We start from the raw sequence: 16,442 nt of genomic DNA on the forward strand, positions 1-16,442 counted from the left end.
GGAACATCTCGACGCCCGTGCAGGTCGTCTTGGTCGTCGGACGGATGCCGATGATTTCCAGTTCCTCGCCGACCTTGACGATGCCGCGCTCGACGCGGCCGGTCACGACCGTGCCACGGCCCGAGATCGAGAACACGTCTTCGATCGGCATCAGGAACGGCTTGTCCAGCGGACGAACCGGCGTCGGGATATAGGCATCGACCGCAGCCATCAACTCGCGGATCGCATCTTCGCCGATGGTCTTGTTGGAATCTTCCAGAGCAGCCAGCGCCGAACCCTTGACGATCGGAATGTCGTCGCCGGGGAACTCGTTCTTCGACAGAAGCTCGCGAACCTCGAGCTCGACCAGTTCGAGCAGCTCGGCATCGTCGACCTGGTCGACCTTGTTCAGGAACACCACGATCGACGGCACGCCGACCTGACGGGCAAGCAGGATGTGCTCGCGGGTCTGCGGCATCGGGCCGTCGGCGGCCGACACCACCAGGATCGCGCCGTCCATCTGCGCAGCGCCGGTGATCATGTTCTTCACATAGTCGGCGTGGCCGGGGCAGTCGACATGGGCGTAGTGGCGCGCTGCCGTCTCGTATTCGACGTGCGCCGTCGAAATGGTGATGCCGCGGGCCTTCTCTTCGGGCGCCGCATCGATCTGGTCGTAGCGCTTGTACTCGCCAAAATACTTCGTGATCGCCGCCGTCAGCGACGTCTTGCCATGATCGACGTGGCCAATCGTGCCAATGTTCACATGAGGCTTGTTACGCTCGAATTTACCTTTTGCCATAGTCTCTTTCCTTGGACGGCCTTGACCTTCAGTTCAGTCGAATGCGGGGCGATTAGCGACTACGGCCGAAAAACACAAGTGCCTTGTGGCCGGGTGCGCTGTCCACTCGGTGCGAACCGATGATCCGATTGCGGGGATGTGGCGCTGATATAGGAACGCGCGAACGGAAATGAAATGGGGGCTGCGGGCTCCAGCACCTGTTTGCTATTCCCGCCCATGTCCTGTCCCGCCCATGTCCTGGCCTTTGCCTGCCGGATGTGCAGCCGGCGCCTGGCCCATTGCCGCTGCGGCGGCGGTCTGATTTGGTTGCCCCATGCAATTCATACCGACCTCCATACGCGGCCCGCTGTTCATGATCGTTTCGACGGGGTCGTACCTCGTCAACGACACGATGATGAAGCTCGCCACAGCGGGATTGCCGTCCTATGAAGTGCTGTTCCTGCGCGGGGTCGCGGCCACGCTATGGGGCATGCCGCTGCTGTTCCTGCTGGGCTATCGCAGGCAGATCCCTTTGATCTTCGACAAACGCGTGCTGCGCCGCAACCTGCTCGAGCTGGCGGCCATCCTTTGCTACGTCGTGGCGCTGGCCAACATGCAGATCGCCGATTCGACCGCGCTCGGGCAGATCACCCCGCTTTTGATGCTGGTCGGCTCCTCCATCCTGTTCGGCGAACGGATCGGCGGCGTGCGCATGGCGCTGATCGGGCTCGGCTTCATCGGTGCGCTTATGGTGGCCCAGCCGACCATGCAGGGCATCTCGGTCTATGCGTTGCTGGCGCTCGGCAACGCGGCATTGGCGGCGGCACGCGATCTTGCCGGCAGGCGGGTCGCGGCCGAGGTGCCGGGCATGATCGTCGCCATTTCCGCCATCGTGGTGGTGCTGATCGGCGCGGGCGCCGCGCATCTCGTTTCCGAGCGCTGGGTGATGCCGGAAGCCCGGCACCTGCTGCTCATGGCCGGCGCCGGATTCTTCCTGATCTTCGGCCATTTCTTCATCTTCATGGCCTATCGCGTCGGTCCGACCGGCGTGGTGGCGCCGTTCTACTACTGCTTTACCGTCTGGGCGGTCATCTCAGGCGTGCTGGTATTCGGGCAGTTCCCGAATGCCCTGGCGGTCTGCGGCATCCTGCTGGTGGTCGCGAGCGGGCTGACCATCGTCTCGCTTGATGAACGCAAACGCAGGCTGACCGTCGTCGCCTGACCTTCAAGTCAACGCGTCGAAGCAGGTTTGGCCGACCTGCGGTCGGCCAGTCGGCAGACTGGCGCCTAAAGCGTTCGCTTGCCGGAGAACTGGTGATAGGCCCACAGCACGACCACCGCGCCGATAATGGCGACGATCAGGCTCCAGATGTTGAGGCCGGTCACACCCGTGGCGCCAAAGGCGCTGAAGATCAGCCCTCCGACGATGGCGCCGACAATGCCGAGCACGATATCCATGATCAGGCCCTGGCCGGTCTTGTTGACGATCTTGCTGCCGATAAAGCCGGCGATGACGCCGAGGATGATCCAGCTGATAATGCCCATTTTTCCTCTCCATTCCCCGCCCGCCGATCATGGTCACATGATTGTCAAAAGCTCAAGCCAACTTGAATTTCCGCCCGCATGCTCCATTGTAGCCGGCGGGACGGGCTTGGTCGTTATGGAGGATTGACCTATGGGACTCTTTGACAACGCCGTACCCGGCGGCAACATCACCAAACCGCTGATGATCGCGCTCGGCGCGCTGCTGGTGGGAAAGATGCTGAGCGGCAGAAGCGCCGAACAGACGAGTGCCGAAGAGACGGGCGAGCCCGCCCAGCCTCAAACGCCAGCCCCCACCGGAACCACGGCCTCAGGCGATGGCGGCCTGCTTGGCGGACTGGGCGGACTGCTCGACAAGCTCAAGAATGCCGGCCAAGGCAATGTTGCTGACTCATGGGTCGGCACCGGGCAGAACCAGCCGATCAACGCCAATGATCTGCGCAAGGCGATCGGCCCGCAGGTCATTCGAGAGATCGCGCAAAGGACCGGACTGGACGAGCAGGAGTTGCTCAAGCAATTGTCCACAGCCCTGCCCGGCATTGTCGACAGACTGACGCCGAACGGACAGGTGCCGCAGCAACACCAGGTCGCGTCCGCTTTCAACAGCTAGACTTCTGCGCCTGCATCACGCGCAAACACGCCCAGCACCGCCTTGCGGCTGTCGGGCGTTGCTCCGACCAGCGCGGCGAACCGCCTGGCAGTCGACGCATCGACCGGCGTGTAGACGGAAACCGAGAAATCACTGTCGCGGCCGCCCGGCTGCAGCGTGGCGAAATCGAACGACATCGCGCCGGCGACAGGGTGCCGGATGGATTTCCGCCAGATCGGTGGCTCGGCGATGTCGCGGCTGTTCCAGCACGTGGCGAACGCTTCGCTTGCCGCTTCCAGTGACGAAACCAGCGCAGCCAGCACCGGATCGCGAGTCATGGCGACAGTGGCAAGCCGGAACTGCGCCGCCGCCGAGCGCGAAACCTCCGGCCAGTCGACAAAGCGCTGCCGCCATTCCAGGTCGAGAAACAGCCGGGCGAGCAGGCTGCCGGACCACTCATCATCCGTCTCGAAATCCCCGAGCAGCACCGCCGCCGGGTGGTTCCAGGCGACGACCTGCCAGTAGCGGTTGACGACATAGGCCGGGTGCGGCGCCAGCCCGTCGAGCAGGCTGAGCAACGGCGCGCTGGGCAGGCCTTGCGCGCCGAGCCGGTTTCGCCAATCGAGATCGGGCCGCGCCAATTGGAACAGATAAGCCTGCTCGGATCGGCTCAGCTTCAGCACCCGCGCCAGCGAGCGAAGCACCTTCGGCGATGCGTTCACCTCCCGCCCCTGCTCGAGCCAGGTGTACCAGGTGGTGCTGATCCCCGCCTCGGCGGCGACCTCTTCGCGCCTGAGGCCCGGTGCCCGGCGGCGGCCATTGGCGCCATCGACCCGCGGCAAGCGGTCCCGCCGCTCGCGCAGGAAGCGGGCAAGCTCATCGTGCCGTGGGCCGTCGTATGGCATGCAGTCACCTCCGATACCAGTATAAGCTATAGTCTTGTACTACTTTAAAGGAAAGCTAGGTTGCGGGCGATCGCAACATCAGCCCACGGGACTTCGACAATGAATGCGCTCAATGAAATCCGTCAGATCGACTACACCGTCATCTTCGCCCGCGACATGGCCGCCATGCGGCACTTCTACGGGGATGTGATGGAATTTGATCTGCAGCGCGAACTCGGCGACAGGTGGATCGAATATCGGGTCGGCCCGAACACGCTGGCCTTGACCAGCCTCGGCATGATGTTCAACGACACGCCGCAGCAGCGGGATGCGCTGTCGCTTCAGCTGGCATTCCGGGTGGCGCCGGAGATGGTCGCTGCTTGCGCCGAGGCGCTTCAGGCCAAGGGCGTGCAGCCGGTCCTGCCGCTCACCGACCAGGAATGGGGCCACAGGACAGTGTTCTTCCGCGATCCGGACGGCAACGTTGTCGAGATATTCGCTGAGATCTGATGCGGAGTGGGGAGTTTGGAGCGGGTAGCGGGAATCGAACCCGCATATTCAGCTTGGAAGGCTGCTGCTCTACCACTGAGCTATACCCGCATCGTCCTCAAGGTTCGCGGGCTGGCAGTGGTGGAGAGGGTTGGATTCGAACCAACGTAAGCTAAGCTAACGGATTTACAGTCCGTCCCCTTTAACCACTCGGGCACCTCTCCAGCCTGCCGTCGAAGCCTTGCAACGAGGCATTCTCGCCGATCAGGTCGAAACCAGGGTTTTGTCCGAAATCAGCGAAGCGCCTTATGGCGGCAAGGCCAGTGGGTGTCAACCGCACCCCAAGGCAAAATGCGCTGATTTTGACAGCTCACCCGGCAAGCCGGCTTTCTGCCTGTATCCATGGCCCGGCGACGCGGCTATAGAAGCCGGCCATGAGCAATGACAACACGCCCAAGACCGCCAAAGACACCCACTACGCCAAGCTGCGCCGCGCCCATCGCGACGAGAAGGCCGGCGGCGCGCCTGCCTTCCGGCCGCGCCAGCCGGTGCCGCCGGGCGAGAACGCCGCCGACGGGCTGGTGCGGCTTTATGGCCTGCACACGGTGCGCGCCGCGCTCGACAATCCGCGCCGGCGGATCAGAAAGATGTTGGTGACGCGCAATGCCGCCGAGCGGCTGGCGATCGCCGACCTCGCCGCTTTGCCGTTCAAGGCCGAACTGGTCGAGCCGAAGGACATCGACAAGATCACCGGTTCGGACGCCGTCCACCAGGGCGTGCTGATCGAGGCCGAGCCGCTGAAGCCCAAGCGCCTTGACGCGCTCGGCGATACCAAACTGGTGCTGGTGCTCGACCAGGTCACCGACCCGCACAATGTCGGCGCCATCCTGCGCTCGGCGGTCGCCTTCGGCGCCGGTGCGCTGATCACCACGGCCCGCCACAGCCCGCAGGAATCCGGCGTGCTGGCCAAATCCGCCTCCGGCGCGCTGGAACATATCGACCAGATCGAGGTGAAGAACCTCGCCGACGCGCTGGAACAGCTGCACGAAGCCGGCTTCCAGACCATCGGCCTCGATTCGGACGGGCCGGCCGAACTCGAAACGGGTTTTTCAGGCGAGAAGATCGCGCTGGTGCTTGGCGCCGAAGGCAAGGGCCTGCGCCAGAAGACGCGCGAGACGGTGACCACGCTCGCCCGCCTTGACATGCCCGGCGCCATCCGCTCGCTCAACGTGTCGAATGCGGCGGCGGTGAGCCTTTATGCGGCACGGAAATTCCTTGGAGGGTGAATGGTGAAATAGTGAATGGGAAAGCGTTCTTACCGTCACCATTCACCATTCACTATTCACCATTCACTATTCACCCACTTCATGCCCCGCCATCCGCTCCAGCGCGCGAACCAGCGCCGAATGATCCTCCTTCGCCCCGCCATTGGCGGCGCAGGAATTGAACAGCTGCTGCGTGGTCGACGTATTGGGCAGCGAGACACCGAGTGCCTTGGCGCCTTCCAGCGCCAGGTTGAGATCCTTCTGGTGCAGTTCGATGCGGAAGCCCGGCGCGAAGGTGCGCTTTATCATGCGCTCGCCATGCACCTCGAGGATGCGCGATGCCGCCAGCCCGCCCATCAGCGCCTGCCGGACCTTGGCGGGGTCGGCGCCGGCTTTTGAGGCAAAGACCAGCGCCTCGGCGACCGCCTCGATGGTCAGGGCCACGACGATCTGGTTGGCAACCTTGGTGGTCTGGCCGACGCCGTTCGGGCCGACAAGCGTGATGTTCTTGCCCATCTTTTCGAACACGGGCTTGGCTCGCTCGAACGCCTTGTCCTCGCCGCCAACCATGATGGTCAGCGACGCCGCCTTTGCGCCGACCTCGCCGCCCGAGACCGGCGCGTCGAGATAGTCGCAGCCGAGATCGTTGATCTTTTTGGCAAAGGTCTTGGTCTCGATCGGCGAGATCGAGCTCATGTCGATGACCAGCTTGCCCTTGCTCAGGCCGGAAGCGACACCATTGTCGCCGAACAGCACCTCGGCTACCTGCGGGGTGTCGGGAACCATGGTGATGATGATATCCGCGGCCTTCGCCACTGCCGCGTGGCCGGTGATGCTTCTCAAGCCCTTGGCGACGAGATCGGCCGGCGGCTTCGAGCGGTGGTCGCTGGCAATGACGGCGTAGCCGGCATCCAGGAGATGCCCCGCCATCGGCGCGCCCATGATGCCAAGGCCGATGAAGCCGATGGTTTCCATTGTTGTTCTCCAAATGACTGTGTGAAACGCCCCCTCATCCGGCCGCTACGCGGCCACCTTCTCCCCGTTGGGGAGAAGAGGCTGGCGCTAACCTCGGCGATCTCTTCTCCCCTCGGGGAGAAGGTGGCCCGAAGGGCCGGATGAGGGGGCTGCGACGCTTAAGCCGCAGCACTCCCCTGCCCGTTAAGCTCTCTGAACCACCCCAACCCGGCCTCCGTCCCCGCCTTCGGCTTGTATTCCGCCCCGACCCAGCCGGAATAACCAATCCTGTCGATATGCTCGTAGAGGAAGGGATAATTGATCTCGCCCGTCCCCGGCTCGTGACGGCCGGGATTGTCCGCAAGCTGGATATGCGCGATGCGGCCGAGGTTGGCCTCGATGGTACGGGCGAGATCCCCCTCCATGATCTGCATGTGATAGATGTCGTATTGCAGGAACAGGTTCTTCGAGCCGACGCGCTCGATCAGCGCCAGCGCCTGCTCCGAATAGTTCAGGAAAAAACCCGGTATGTCGCGCGTGTTGATCGGCTCGATCAAAAGCCGGATGCCGGCCTGCTCCAGTTTCTCGGCTGCAAACGCCAGGTTTTCGGCAAAGGTATTTTCCAGCACCGAACGATCCACGCCCTGCGGCGCGATGCCGGCGAGGCAATTGACCTGCTCGCAGCCGAGCGCATGGGCATAGCTGATCGCCTTGGCGATGCCTTGCCGGAATTCCGGCGCGCGGTCGGGCAAAACCGCGATGCCGCGCTCGCCCTTGCCCCAGTCGCCGGCCGGGAGGTTGAACAGCACCTGTGTCAGGCCGTTCTTCTTCAGCCGGGCCGCGACCACGTCAGGCGTATGATCATAGGGGCCGATATATTCGACGCCCTTGAAGCCGGCGCGGGCTGCGGCATCGAAGCGATCGAGGAACTCATGCTCGCCAAAGAGCATCGACAGATTGGCTGAAAAACGCGGCATTCTTTTTCTCCTTCTTCTGCTTGGCCCTAGGCGTGTTGAGATTCAGGTCAGGCAGAGTCGAAAACGGTGACTTTCGAGAACCGGAGCGGAACGTACTTTCTGTACGTGAGCACCGGAAGCGCAGGAAGGCGCCGTTTGCAGGCCTGTCTCACCTGAATATCGGCGCGCCTAATCGAGCAACACAATCGCCGTCGGCGCATCCTCATGGCTTTCGGCAAGGTCCTCGAATTCGGTGATCTTGTCGATTTCCGTGCCCATGGAAATGTTGGTGACGCGCTCGAGGATGAATTCGAGCACCACCGGCACCTGGTATTCCTTCATCAGCCGCTGCGCTTCCTTGAACGCGCCGGCGAACTCTTCCGGTTTGCGCACCCGGACCGCCTTGCAGCCCATCGCTTCTGCGACCGCGACATGGTCGACGCCGTAGCCGGCCTCCGGATCGTTGGCGCGGTTGACGTTCTCGAAGGCCAGGCTCACCTCGAAATCCATCGCAAAACCGCGCTGCGCCTGGCGGATCAGGCCGAGATAGGCATTGTTCACGACGACATGGATATACGGCAGTTTGTGCTGTGCGCCGGCCGCCAGTTCCTCGATCATGAACTGGAAGTCGTAGTCGCCCGACAGCGCCACGATGGTGCGATCCGGATCGGCGGCGCGCACGCCAAGCGCTGCCGGCAGCGTCCAGCCGAGCGGGCCGGCCTGGCCGCAATTGATCCAGTTGCGCGGCTTGTAGACATGCAGGAACTGCGCCCCGGCGATCTGCGAGAGGCCGATCGTGGTGACGTAGGTGGTGTCACGGCCGAACGACTTGTTCATCTCCTCATAGACGCGCTGCGGCTTCAGCGGCACCTGCTCGAAATGCGTCTTGCGCTTCATCGTCTTCTTGCGGGTCTGGCATTCCTTCGCCCAGCCCGACCAGTCGCGCAGCTTTCCTGCCGTCTTCCATTCGGTGGCGACGTCGAGCAGCATCTTTAGTGCCGCACCGGCGTCCGAGACGACGCCGAGATCCGGCGCGAACACCCGGCCGATCTGGGTCGGTTCGATGTCGACATGGATGAATTTCTTGCCCTTGGTGTAGACATCGACCGAACCGGTGTGGCGGTTGGCCCAGCGATTGCCGATGCCAAAGACGAAATCGGCTTCCAACATCGTCGCATTGCCGTAGCGATGCGAGGTCTGCAGCCCGCACATGCCGGCCATCAGCCGGTGGTCGTCGGGGATCGCGCCCCAGCCCATTAGCGTCGGGATGACCGGCACGCCCGTTATCTCGGCAAATTCGATCAACAGATCCGACGCATCGGCGTTGATGATGCCGCCGCCGGCGACGATCAGCGGCTTTTCCGCGGCATTGAGCATCGCCAAGGCCTTTTCGGCCTGGGCGCGCGACATTGCCGGCTTGAACGGGACCAGCGGTTCATAGGCATCGATATCGAATTCGATCTCGGCCAATTGCACGTCGACCGGCAGGTCGATGAGCACCGGGCCCGGTCGCGACGAGCGCATCAGGTGAAATGCCTTCTGCAGCGCCATCGGCACGAGATAGGGCTCCATGACCGTGACCGCCCATTTGGCGACGGGTGCGGCTATGGCGGCGATATCGACCGCCTGGAAATCCTCCTTGTTGAGCCGTGCCCGCGGCGCCTGACCAGTGATGCACAGGATCGGGATGGAGTCCGCCGCCGCCGAATAGAGCCCGGTGACCATGTCGGTGCCGGCCGGGCCCGACGTGCCGATGCACAGCCCGATATTGCCTGATTTAGCTCTCGTGTAGCCCTCGGCCATATGCGAGGCCGCCTCGACATGGCGCGCCAGGATGTGGCGGATCGAGCCCCTCGCCTTCAGCGCCGAATAGAACGGATTGATCGCCGCGCCCGGCACGCCGAAGCCGCAGGAAACGCCTTCCTTTTCGAGAACGAGAACCGCTGCATCTACAGCGCGCATCCTGGCCATGTCCAGCCTCCGCAAATTGTTGGTCGACCGACAATGCCAGTATGGTTTTCATTTTTCAATTTTTTCAGAATAATTTTTCATTTCTAGAAAACGGCTCCTGTCCACTGATTTCGCTGGCTTTTCCGTTTTTCATGAATCCGGGCACCAGAATCTGTGAAAAAGTTTTTCATTGCGATTTCGGCGAAACCGGCGACAATGCCGCCATGGAAACCAGCGAAAAACGCCAGCGCGGCCGGCCGCGCGCTTTCAACGGTCCGTCCGAGGCCGGTTCTGTACAGTCGCTGGACCGGGCCTTGCGCATCCTGGCCATCGTCGCTGAAGGCAGTGGCCTGTCGCTGAGCGAGATTTCGGCGCGTAGCGAGCTCGCGGCGTCCACCGCCTACCGCATGCTGACGACGCTGCAGAACCACGGCATGGTCGAGTTCGATACATCGGACCAGCTGTGGTCGATCGGCGTCGAGACCTACCGCATGGGTGCCGCCTTCCTGCGCCGCCGCAAGCTTGTCGACCGGGCCCGCGTGGTCATGCAGGAATTGATGGAGAAGACCGGTGAAACCGCCAATCTCGGCGTCGCCGAGGACGATTGCGTCGTTTTCGTCAGCCAGGTCGAGACCCATCAGGCGATCCGCGCCTTCTTCCGCCCGGGCACGCGCAGCTCTTTCCATGCCTCGGGCATCGGCAAGGCGGTGCTGGCGCAGCTCGAGCCGGAACGCGTCGCCGCCATCCTGCGCAAGTCGGGCCTGCAGCGCTTCACCGACAAGACGCTGTCCGACATTTCGGCGCTGGCCCATGACCTGGCTGTCATCAAGCACCGTGGCTGGTCGGTCGACGACGAGGAGCGGCATCCCGGCATGCGCTGCGTGGCCGCCGCCATTTTCAACGAGTTCGGCGAGCCGATCGGCGGTGTCTCGGTCTCCGGACCGACGGTGCGGGTGACGATGGAGCGGCTGGACGAGATCGGGCCGCTGGTGCGCGACGCCGCCGCTGAGGTGACGAGGATGATCGGCGGGTTCCGATTATAATGCGGAGAACGCTTCAGCTTTTGCTCGCCGCTTCACTGTGCGGATGCGTGGCGACGGCGCCCGAACCCGCCCCTGTCTCCCAGCAAGTCAGCGAGATTCCGATCTCGCTCGCTTTGGAGGAGACAATCACGATCGGCATTCGCCAGCATTTGCAGGATCCTGTATCCGCCAAATTCGGGACGATGCGCGCCGGCGAGCGGACGCTCAACGGCCGCCGGGAAATCGTGGTCTGCGGCCATGTCGCCGCGAAGTCATCGTCCGGTGGTCATACAACAGACCAACCGTTCGCCGCCAAGATCTATCCGGATGAAGGAAGCAGCTTCGAACTCATCGCCATGGGCGATCAATCGCTGAATGCGAGCGGTGGTGTTGTCGGCACCTGCCATGCAGCCGGATTACCGATCTCCAAACCGTAGCTGACACTGCCACGCGCTCAAATGTAGGAAAGAGGGGCTGCGTACAGCCCCTCCTTCTTGTGGGGAGCCTCCTCTTAGAGGCGGCAATAGTGGCGGTAGCCGTCATAGCCGACATAGGTGTCGGAGTACGGATCGTAGCTGGCGTAGCGATTGGCGCAGCGGCGGACGTGCCAGGAACCACCCTCGTCGTCGACATAGACGGTGCGGGGCTGCTGGTTGAGCAGGCTGCCGAGCACGAAGCCGCCGACGCCGGCGGCGATGCCGATGCCGATTTCGCGGTTGTGGTGATGGCTGTGGGCGGCCGAGGGCTGGACGGTGCCGACCAGCGAGGTGGCGGCGACGGTGCTGGCGATGAGGGCAGAAGCGATTTTGCGCGTGAACATGACGATCTCCTTGTTTCGTTGCGAGAGGCGATCCATCCGCCTCTTGATCATCTGTCGTTTCGGCGCGGAAAAAGGTTCGAAAGAATTTGGGATTTTCTTGAAGGCCGGAAATCAGCCGATGGAAACCAAGATCTGATCGATCGAGCGCTCAACGCAAAAAAGGGCGGCCGAAGCCGCCCTTCCGCGAGGCAGGTCGTCTCGCTCAAAGGAAGATGATCACCTTGCCGTGGTGATGATGATGCTTGTGGTGATGGTGCTTGTGTTGATGGTTCCACCACCAAGAGGGCTTGTCGTGGTGCTTGTGATGGTGGTGATGATGGCTGTGAGCGGAGGACGACTGCACGGTACCGGCGAGCGCGCCGGTGGCGACGAAGATGGCGACCAGGCCCGAAGTAAGACTGCGCTTCAACATGATGATCTCCTTGATCGAGGCGACCATTCGCCTCTGGAGATCAGTCGCGGTGACGTGGTGAAAGGTTCGAGGTTTTGAGCGAGTGTGAGTAGTCAATGGTCCGAAAGGCGTTCGCCCATTCACCATTCACCATTCATCCCCATCCCAGTCACATGCCGCAGCCAAAACGCCATCGCGATAAAACCGACGATGGCGGCGATGCCGGTCCAGTCGACATTGGCGCTCTTCACGTCCCTGATGAGCTTTACCGCAAGCAGCCAGGCAATGACGACAAGCGGCAGGATGATGACAAGTCTGATCATGCGACACCCCGTTCGATGCGTTTGCACCTGAGAGATATGTAGGGATCGCATTGGCGGTTTTCAGCATGGCGGCCCGCCCACCTCGGCGGGGTCCATTAGCGATCGAAAACGGAGTTTTGTCTTTACTGGCGCACGAAATATGCTAACCGGAGCGCCGTGCCCTTGTAGCTCAGCTGGTAGAGCAGCGGTTTTGTAAACCGAAGGTCGGCGGTTCGATTCCGTCCGGGGGCACCACCTTTCGCTCTTCGAGCTTCGGGTGGCAGGCCACTCGAAGCTCGTTAGTCGAAGGAGGACTGCCGACGGTTCTATTCGGCGGAGCTGGCAGCACGACATCAGGCCAACTCGCAGCCGTCGGACCTTCTAGGAAAATGTGGCAGCCTGTATGGCTGCCGTATCGCCGAACGTGTTCCTCACCCTAACCGACCTGTAGACGTAGGCGGCCCAGATCCCTGTGACTATGAAGGATGCCAAAGGTGTAACCAGAGCTCCTCCGGCAAGCAAACGGTTTACCGGGACACCCAGAACAGTCGATATCCAAACTGTGTCCAGTACGAATAAGAGAGGGATCGCGAACCACAGACATATGAACAGCTGCGGAAAGCGGTGGCTTCGCCGCAGCATCGAAACAAGCACGACCAGCTGAAGCACCAGAAATGCCAGATTGAGGGCTGCCTCGCCATAGATGGCCAAGGCCCCGTTGGGCACTGTAACAAGCTGTTGGTAGGTTTTGACCAGACTGGCCATATCGACAAGTGTGCGCAACGGCGAAAGGGACAGGCTGATCGCCAGCAGGATCAGCCAGCCGCCGAACCCCACGAGGTCATCTGGGCTCTGTGAGGATTTGCGCGACGACCGGACGGCGAAGAAAACCGGCACGCCAATCAGCAACAGAAGTATCGCCCAATGCCACATTTACCCACCCTCGAATGCATCCCTGGGTTGTTTAGCTCGCACCTCTGGATTGTGCAAGCGTTTTTACAGAGATCAAGGCATCGTAGAGATTTTCGGGTTTAGGTTTGCAGAGGACGCTTTCGTCGCTCGCAATGGCCGCATCTCACCCCAAGTCAAAATGCCGCGGAAAGGCCTGGTGCAGCAGGAGCAGCATGGTCTTGCGCAGCACGTCGGTGTCGCGGCTGGACGGGTTGAGATGGTCCCAATACCAGGCGCCGTGAACCAGATAATTCAGGCTCTCCGACAGCGTGTCTATGTCGACGCCGGTGTAACCGCCGCTGCGCGAAATCTCGATCAGCAGTTCGCGCGCTTCGGCCGTGTAGGCGAGATCGCTGGGCAGGCCTATCTCGTTGTAGAGCTGCATGCTCTTGCGGTCGCTGGAGAACACGACGAAGACCGACACCCAATTCGGATGCTGGCGGGCAAAGCGTTGCGCGCAATCGACCGCGCCCAAGACCCGCTCGACCGGCGACAGGCCGGGCGCCCGCACCAGCGTCAGCCACAGCGCGTCATATTGGTCGCTGAGATATTGCAGGACGGCTCGGAACAGGTTCTCCTTGCTGCGAAAATGAAAGACCACCAGTGCGTTGGACGAGCCGACATGCTCGGCGATGCGCTGCATGGTGACGCTGGCCAGCCCCTCCTCCGCGATGAGCTCGATTGTGGCGTCGATGATGCGCTGGATGCTCGCTTCGCCGCGCTCGCGCCGGCGGTCCTTGGGCGCAGCGTCGTTCGCCGCACCCTTGGCCGCCTTGCTTTTTCCCGCATCCGGAGTGGCTATGCGTTGCGCCATTGTCGTCAGGCCTTTCCCCGGCGGCCGAAACATCCCGCCGCTGCCTTGGGATGCCGGCGCCCTGCGGACTCACAGCGCCGGGCGTGTCCCGGCATTCGTGTACCACTGACCACGAGCCGTCTCATAGGCCATACCCGCCCGGAACACGTCGGCGTCGCTATAGGTGCGGCCGACAATCTGGATGCCGGTGGGCACGCCGTTGGCGGCGCGGCCCGACGGCACGGACAGAACCGGGCAGCGGCTCAGCATGTTGAACGGCGTCGTCATCACCCAGCCCAGCGACGGGTTCACCTCCCGTCCATTGATCTCGACCTTGCCTTTGGTCTGATCGAATTCCGCCGGCACTGCGGGAAGCGCATTGGTCGGGCAGATCAGCACATCGTGTTTTTCCAGCAACGGCCCCAGCGTCAGATACATCCTGGCCGCCACGTCCAAGGTCGCGACGAAGTCCGTGGCCTTCGACTTCTGCCCGTCGTTGGCAAACTGCCTGGCATAGCTGGTCATGTCCTTGCCGTGCTTGGCGAGCAGCGGCGACAGCGAGGCGCCGAAGAGATGTTCGAGATAGGCCATGCCGGCCTTGAGCACCTCGTCGCCCCAGCCGAGGTCCACCTCCTCGACGGTGGCGCCGAGCGAGCGGAACACATCGCAGGCAGCGAGCGTGTTCTTGCGCACGTCCGCATCCACCTCGAAGGACCCGAGATCCATGGAGAATGCGATCTTCCAACCCTTGATCGGCTTGTAGTCGAGCGGCAGGCGCAGTTTCGGGCGCAGCGTGGCGATGTCGAGCGGGCTCGGCCCGGCCATGACGTTCTGCAGCAGGATCGCATCCCCGACGTTTCGGGCCAAGGGCCCGGTGTGGCAGTAGAAATCGAGATTGAACGGCGCCTCATCGGGATTGCGGCCGTAAGGCGGCTTGAAACCGACCAGGCCGCAGGCCGAGGCAGGGATGCGGATTGAGCCCGCTATGTCCGAGCCGGTTGCGATCGACGACGTGCCGGAGGCCAGCGTTGCCGCCGAACCGCCCGACGAACCGCCCGGCGTGAAATCCGGGTTCCAGGGGTTGCGCGTGACGCCCCAGCGCTTCGACCAGGTATAACCGGCGCAGCTGAATTCGGGCGTCGCGGTGCGGGCGTGGACGATGCCGCCGGCCTTCATGACACGCTCGTTCATGGTCGAGGTATGGCCGCCAATGGCGTCCCCGGACAGCAGCGAGCCATGCGAGGTCGGCTTGCCCTTGATGTAGCTCTCATCCTTGATGCCGATCGGCAGGCCCTCGAGCGCGCCGGTCCTTGCGCCTCTGGCGTATTTCGCCTCGGCTTTTCTGGCGAGATCCATCGCCTCGTCGAAATGCGTGAAGGTGAGGCAGTTGATCGTCGCCTTGGTTGCCTCGGCGCGGCGGATGGTGGCCTGCATCAGTTCCACAGGCGACAGTTTCTTCGCCTTGAACAGCCGCAACGCCTCGCTGGCCGGCATGTAGCAAAGGTCGAGATCGGACATAAAAAATCTCCCGCGGCGGCTTTACGGCATCTGGCATTGGGGATGGCCGAGCCGCGATGCGCGGCCCGATGTTGGTCAGCTTCGGCCGGCGGCGCTGCTATTTCTGCAGATCGGTCCAGATCCTGGTGTAGAGCGCCTGGACGTCGGCGGGACAGGCCGACATGAATTGGCCCTTGTCGGCAAATTCGGCCGGAACATCCACTTCGGGCGCGCCCTTCATATCGGCCGGCAGGAAGGGCTCGGAGCCCTTGATGCCATTGGCGTAGTGCGCGAAGGCCGAGATCATCGCTGCATTCCTGGGGTCCATGATGAAATTCTGGAAGAGCTTGGCGTTCTCGACGTTCTTGGCATCCTTGAGCACCGCGACACTGTCCATCCAGATTGGAAAGCCCTCCTTGGGATAGCCGTAGACGATCTTGTCGTTCTCCAGCCGCTCGCGCAGCGATATGCCGTTCCAGTTGACGCCGGCGGCAATGTCACCCCTGCCGAGACCGTCGACGGCCGCATAGTCGAGCGACAGCCATTTCGCTTTCGCCTCGATGAGCTTGTCATGCACCTTTTTCAAAAGCACCTTGTCGTCGGTGCAGTACTTACCGCCCTCATAGGCAATGGCGAGGAACATGATGTCTCCCATTTCGGGCACGACATTGATCTTGCCCACGAGTTCCGGCGGCGGATCGAGGAAAATCGCCGAGGTGTTCGGATCGCCCGCATAGACCGATTTGTTGACCGAGATGCCGGTCGTGCCCCATTGCCACGGCACCGAATATTTGCGGCCGGGGTCGAACGGCACGTCGACCCATCTCGGATCGACGTTTCTAAAGTTCTCCATCGTGTTGGGATCGGTTTCCAAGAGCAGGCCTTCGCTGATCCAGATCGGCATCACGCTGGCCGATGGAACGACGATGTCATAGCCGGAAGCGCCCTGGCGGACCTTGGCCAGAGCCGTATCGTTGGAGTCGTAGTCGGTGACGGTAACCTTGACCTTGTAGGTTTCCTCGAACTTCTTGATCAGGTCCGGGCTGGTGTAGTTGCCCCAATTGTAGATTTGGAGTTCGCCCTCGGCGCGGGCAATGCCGGTCATCGCCAGCAGCGACAGGCCGAGCGCCGTGGCGGTCGATTTCAACTGCATGCTTGTGTCTCCCATTGTTGGGACCGGCGGGATTGCGCCTCGAGTCCCTAAGTTCCCTTCGTCCTGGTGATCATTCACCGGCGAATGCCGGCTGACCAACTCGGTATCTCGGCAACGGTATTAATTA

19 protein-coding genes and 3 tRNA genes are annotated in these 16,442 nt (G+C 62.3%); 7 read left to right on the plus strand and 15 right to left on the minus strand.

Annotated features, from left to right (window positions below):
• On the minus strand, nt 1–778 hold a 778-nt coding region (locus NKJ57_RS28915; protein ID WP_352513691.1), incomplete at its 3' end, for an elongation factor Tu.
• Between the two features lie 313 nt (nt 779–1,091).
• Between NKJ57_RS28915 and NKJ57_RS28920 the strand changes: the two genes are divergently transcribed.
• Entirely contained in the window at nt 1,092–1,979 is an 888-nt protein-coding gene (locus tag NKJ57_RS28920) for a DMT family transporter (RefSeq protein WP_352513690.1), read from the plus strand.
• Nucleotides 1,980–2,044: 65 nt separating this feature from the next.
• Here the strand turns inward: NKJ57_RS28920 and NKJ57_RS28925 are convergent, their stop codons facing one another.
• Nucleotides 2,045–2,302 (minus strand): GlsB/YeaQ/YmgE family stress response membrane protein, encoded by a 258-nt coding sequence (locus tag NKJ57_RS28925; RefSeq protein WP_023688411.1) that lies wholly within the window; start codon nt 2,300–2,302, stop codon nt 2,045–2,047.
• A 130-nt stretch (nt 2,303–2,432) separates the two neighbouring features.
• On the opposite strand from NKJ57_RS28925, the gene NKJ57_RS28930 reads away from it, so the two are divergent.
• Nucleotides 2,433–2,909, plus strand: coding sequence for a YidB family protein (locus NKJ57_RS28930; RefSeq protein ID WP_352513689.1), 477 nt, complete (start codon nt 2,433–2,435; stop codon nt 2,907–2,909).
• Here the strand turns inward: NKJ57_RS28930 and NKJ57_RS28935 are convergent.
• The gene (locus tag NKJ57_RS28935; RefSeq protein WP_352513688.1) at nt 2,906–3,793 is read right to left on the minus strand and encodes a helix-turn-helix transcriptional regulator; all 888 of its coding nucleotides are present in this window, start codon (nt 3,791–3,793) and stop codon (nt 2,906–2,908) included. The two genes, NKJ57_RS28930 and NKJ57_RS28935, sit on opposite strands and share 4 nt — an antisense overlap.
• Before the next feature lie 99 nt (nt 3,794–3,892).
• Here NKJ57_RS28935 and NKJ57_RS28940 point away from each other — a divergent pair, with 99 nt between their 5' ends.
• Entirely contained in the window at nt 3,893–4,282 is a 390-nt protein-coding gene (locus tag NKJ57_RS28940) for a VOC family protein (RefSeq protein ID WP_023688409.1), read from the plus strand.
• A gap of 16 nt (nt 4,283–4,298) precedes the next feature.
• Here NKJ57_RS28940 and NKJ57_RS28945 read toward each other — a convergent pair.
• Both NKJ57_RS28945 and NKJ57_RS28950 read right to left on the minus strand, forming a co-directional pair.
• Nucleotides 4,299–4,372: transfer RNA gene (locus NKJ57_RS28945), tRNA-Gly, on the minus strand.
• A 28-nt stretch (nt 4,373–4,400) separates the two neighbouring features.
• Nucleotides 4,401–4,485 (minus strand) — tRNA-Tyr (locus NKJ57_RS28950).
• A 210-nt stretch (nt 4,486–4,695) separates the two neighbouring features.
• Between NKJ57_RS28950 and NKJ57_RS28955 the strand changes: the two genes are divergently transcribed.
• Nucleotides 4,696–5,547, plus strand: coding sequence for a TrmH family RNA methyltransferase (locus NKJ57_RS28955; protein ID WP_023729785.1), 852 nt, complete (start codon nt 4,696–4,698; stop codon nt 5,545–5,547).
• A gap of 66 nt (nt 5,548–5,613) precedes the next feature.
• Here the strand turns inward: NKJ57_RS28955 and NKJ57_RS28960 are convergent, their stop codons facing one another.
• The 3 genes from NKJ57_RS28960 to gcl form a co-directional block, all read right to left on the minus strand.
• On the minus strand, nt 5,614–6,501 hold the full coding sequence (locus tag NKJ57_RS28960; protein WP_352513687.1) for a 2-hydroxy-3-oxopropionate reductase: 888 nt from the start codon (nt 6,499–6,501) through the stop codon (nt 5,614–5,616).
• Between the two features lie 158 nt (nt 6,502–6,659).
• On the minus strand, nt 6,660–7,457 hold the full coding sequence (gene otnI / locus NKJ57_RS28965) for a 2-oxo-tetronate isomerase (RefSeq protein ID WP_023734386.1): 798 nt from the start codon (nt 7,455–7,457) through the stop codon (nt 6,660–6,662).
• 168 nt (nt 7,458–7,625) lie between these two features.
• Nucleotides 7,626–9,407, minus strand: coding sequence for a glyoxylate carboligase (gcl, locus tag NKJ57_RS28970; protein WP_027050436.1), 1,782 nt, complete (start codon nt 9,405–9,407; stop codon nt 7,626–7,628).
• A gap of 203 nt (nt 9,408–9,610) precedes the next feature.
• Between gcl and bhcR the strand changes: the two genes are divergently transcribed.
• Nucleotides 9,611–10,429 (plus strand): HTH-type transcriptional regulator BhcR, encoded by an 819-nt coding sequence (gene bhcR, locus NKJ57_RS28975; RefSeq protein WP_023681470.1) that lies wholly within the window; start codon nt 9,611–9,613, stop codon nt 10,427–10,429.
• A gap of 47 nt (nt 10,430–10,476) precedes the next feature.
• Complete coding sequence (locus NKJ57_RS28980; RefSeq protein ID WP_245261846.1) at nt 10,477–10,845, plus strand: hypothetical protein; 369 nt, start codon at nt 10,477–10,479, stop codon at nt 10,843–10,845.
• Nucleotides 10,846–10,919: 74 nt separating this feature from the next.
• On the opposite strand, the gene NKJ57_RS28985 is transcribed toward NKJ57_RS28980, so the two are convergent.
• The 3 genes from NKJ57_RS28985 to NKJ57_RS28995 form a co-directional block, all read right to left on the minus strand.
• A complete protein-coding gene (locus NKJ57_RS28985) occupies nt 10,920–11,228 on the minus strand; it encodes a BA14K family protein (protein ID WP_023667455.1) in 309 nt (102 codons plus the stop codon).
• Between the two features lie 202 nt (nt 11,229–11,430).
• Nucleotides 11,431–11,640 carry a hypothetical protein gene (locus NKJ57_RS28990; RefSeq protein WP_023688402.1) on the minus strand — a complete coding sequence of 70 codons (210 nt, stop codon included), beginning with the start codon at nt 11,638–11,640 and terminating at the stop codon, nt 11,431–11,433.
• A gap of 119 nt (nt 11,641–11,759) precedes the next feature.
• The gene (locus NKJ57_RS28995) at nt 11,760–11,942 is read right to left on the minus strand and encodes a hypothetical protein (RefSeq protein ID WP_023667458.1); all 183 of its coding nucleotides are present in this window, start codon (nt 11,940–11,942) and stop codon (nt 11,760–11,762) included.
• Between the two features lie 158 nt (nt 11,943–12,100).
• Here NKJ57_RS28995 and NKJ57_RS29000 point away from each other — a divergent pair.
• Nucleotides 12,101–12,176, plus strand: a tRNA-Thr gene (locus NKJ57_RS29000).
• A gap of 126 nt (nt 12,177–12,302) precedes the next feature.
• Here NKJ57_RS29000 and NKJ57_RS29005 read toward each other — a convergent pair.
• From NKJ57_RS29005 to NKJ57_RS29020, 4 genes are all read right to left on the minus strand, one after another.
• Entirely contained in the window at nt 12,303–12,830 is a 528-nt protein-coding gene (locus NKJ57_RS29005) for a DUF2569 family protein (protein WP_245260196.1), read from the minus strand.
• Between the two features lie 166 nt (nt 12,831–12,996).
• Nucleotides 12,997–13,686 carry a TetR/AcrR family transcriptional regulator gene (locus NKJ57_RS29010; protein WP_023725772.1) on the minus strand — a complete coding sequence of 230 codons (690 nt, stop codon included), beginning with the start codon at nt 13,684–13,686 and terminating at the stop codon, nt 12,997–12,999.
• A gap of 69 nt (nt 13,687–13,755) precedes the next feature.
• Nucleotides 13,756–15,183, minus strand: coding sequence for an amidase (locus tag NKJ57_RS29015; RefSeq protein WP_027050435.1), 1,428 nt, complete (start codon nt 15,181–15,183; stop codon nt 13,756–13,758).
• Nucleotides 15,184–15,280: 97 nt separating this feature from the next.
• A complete protein-coding gene (locus NKJ57_RS29020; RefSeq protein WP_023715777.1) occupies nt 15,281–16,315 on the minus strand; it encodes an extracellular solute-binding protein in 1,035 nt (344 codons plus the stop codon).
• Nucleotides 16,316–16,442 lie beyond the last annotated feature (127 nt).

The organism is Mesorhizobium sp. M0077 (assembly GCF_040322955.1).
Lineage (GTDB): Bacteria > Pseudomonadota > Alphaproteobacteria > Rhizobiales > Rhizobiaceae > Mesorhizobium.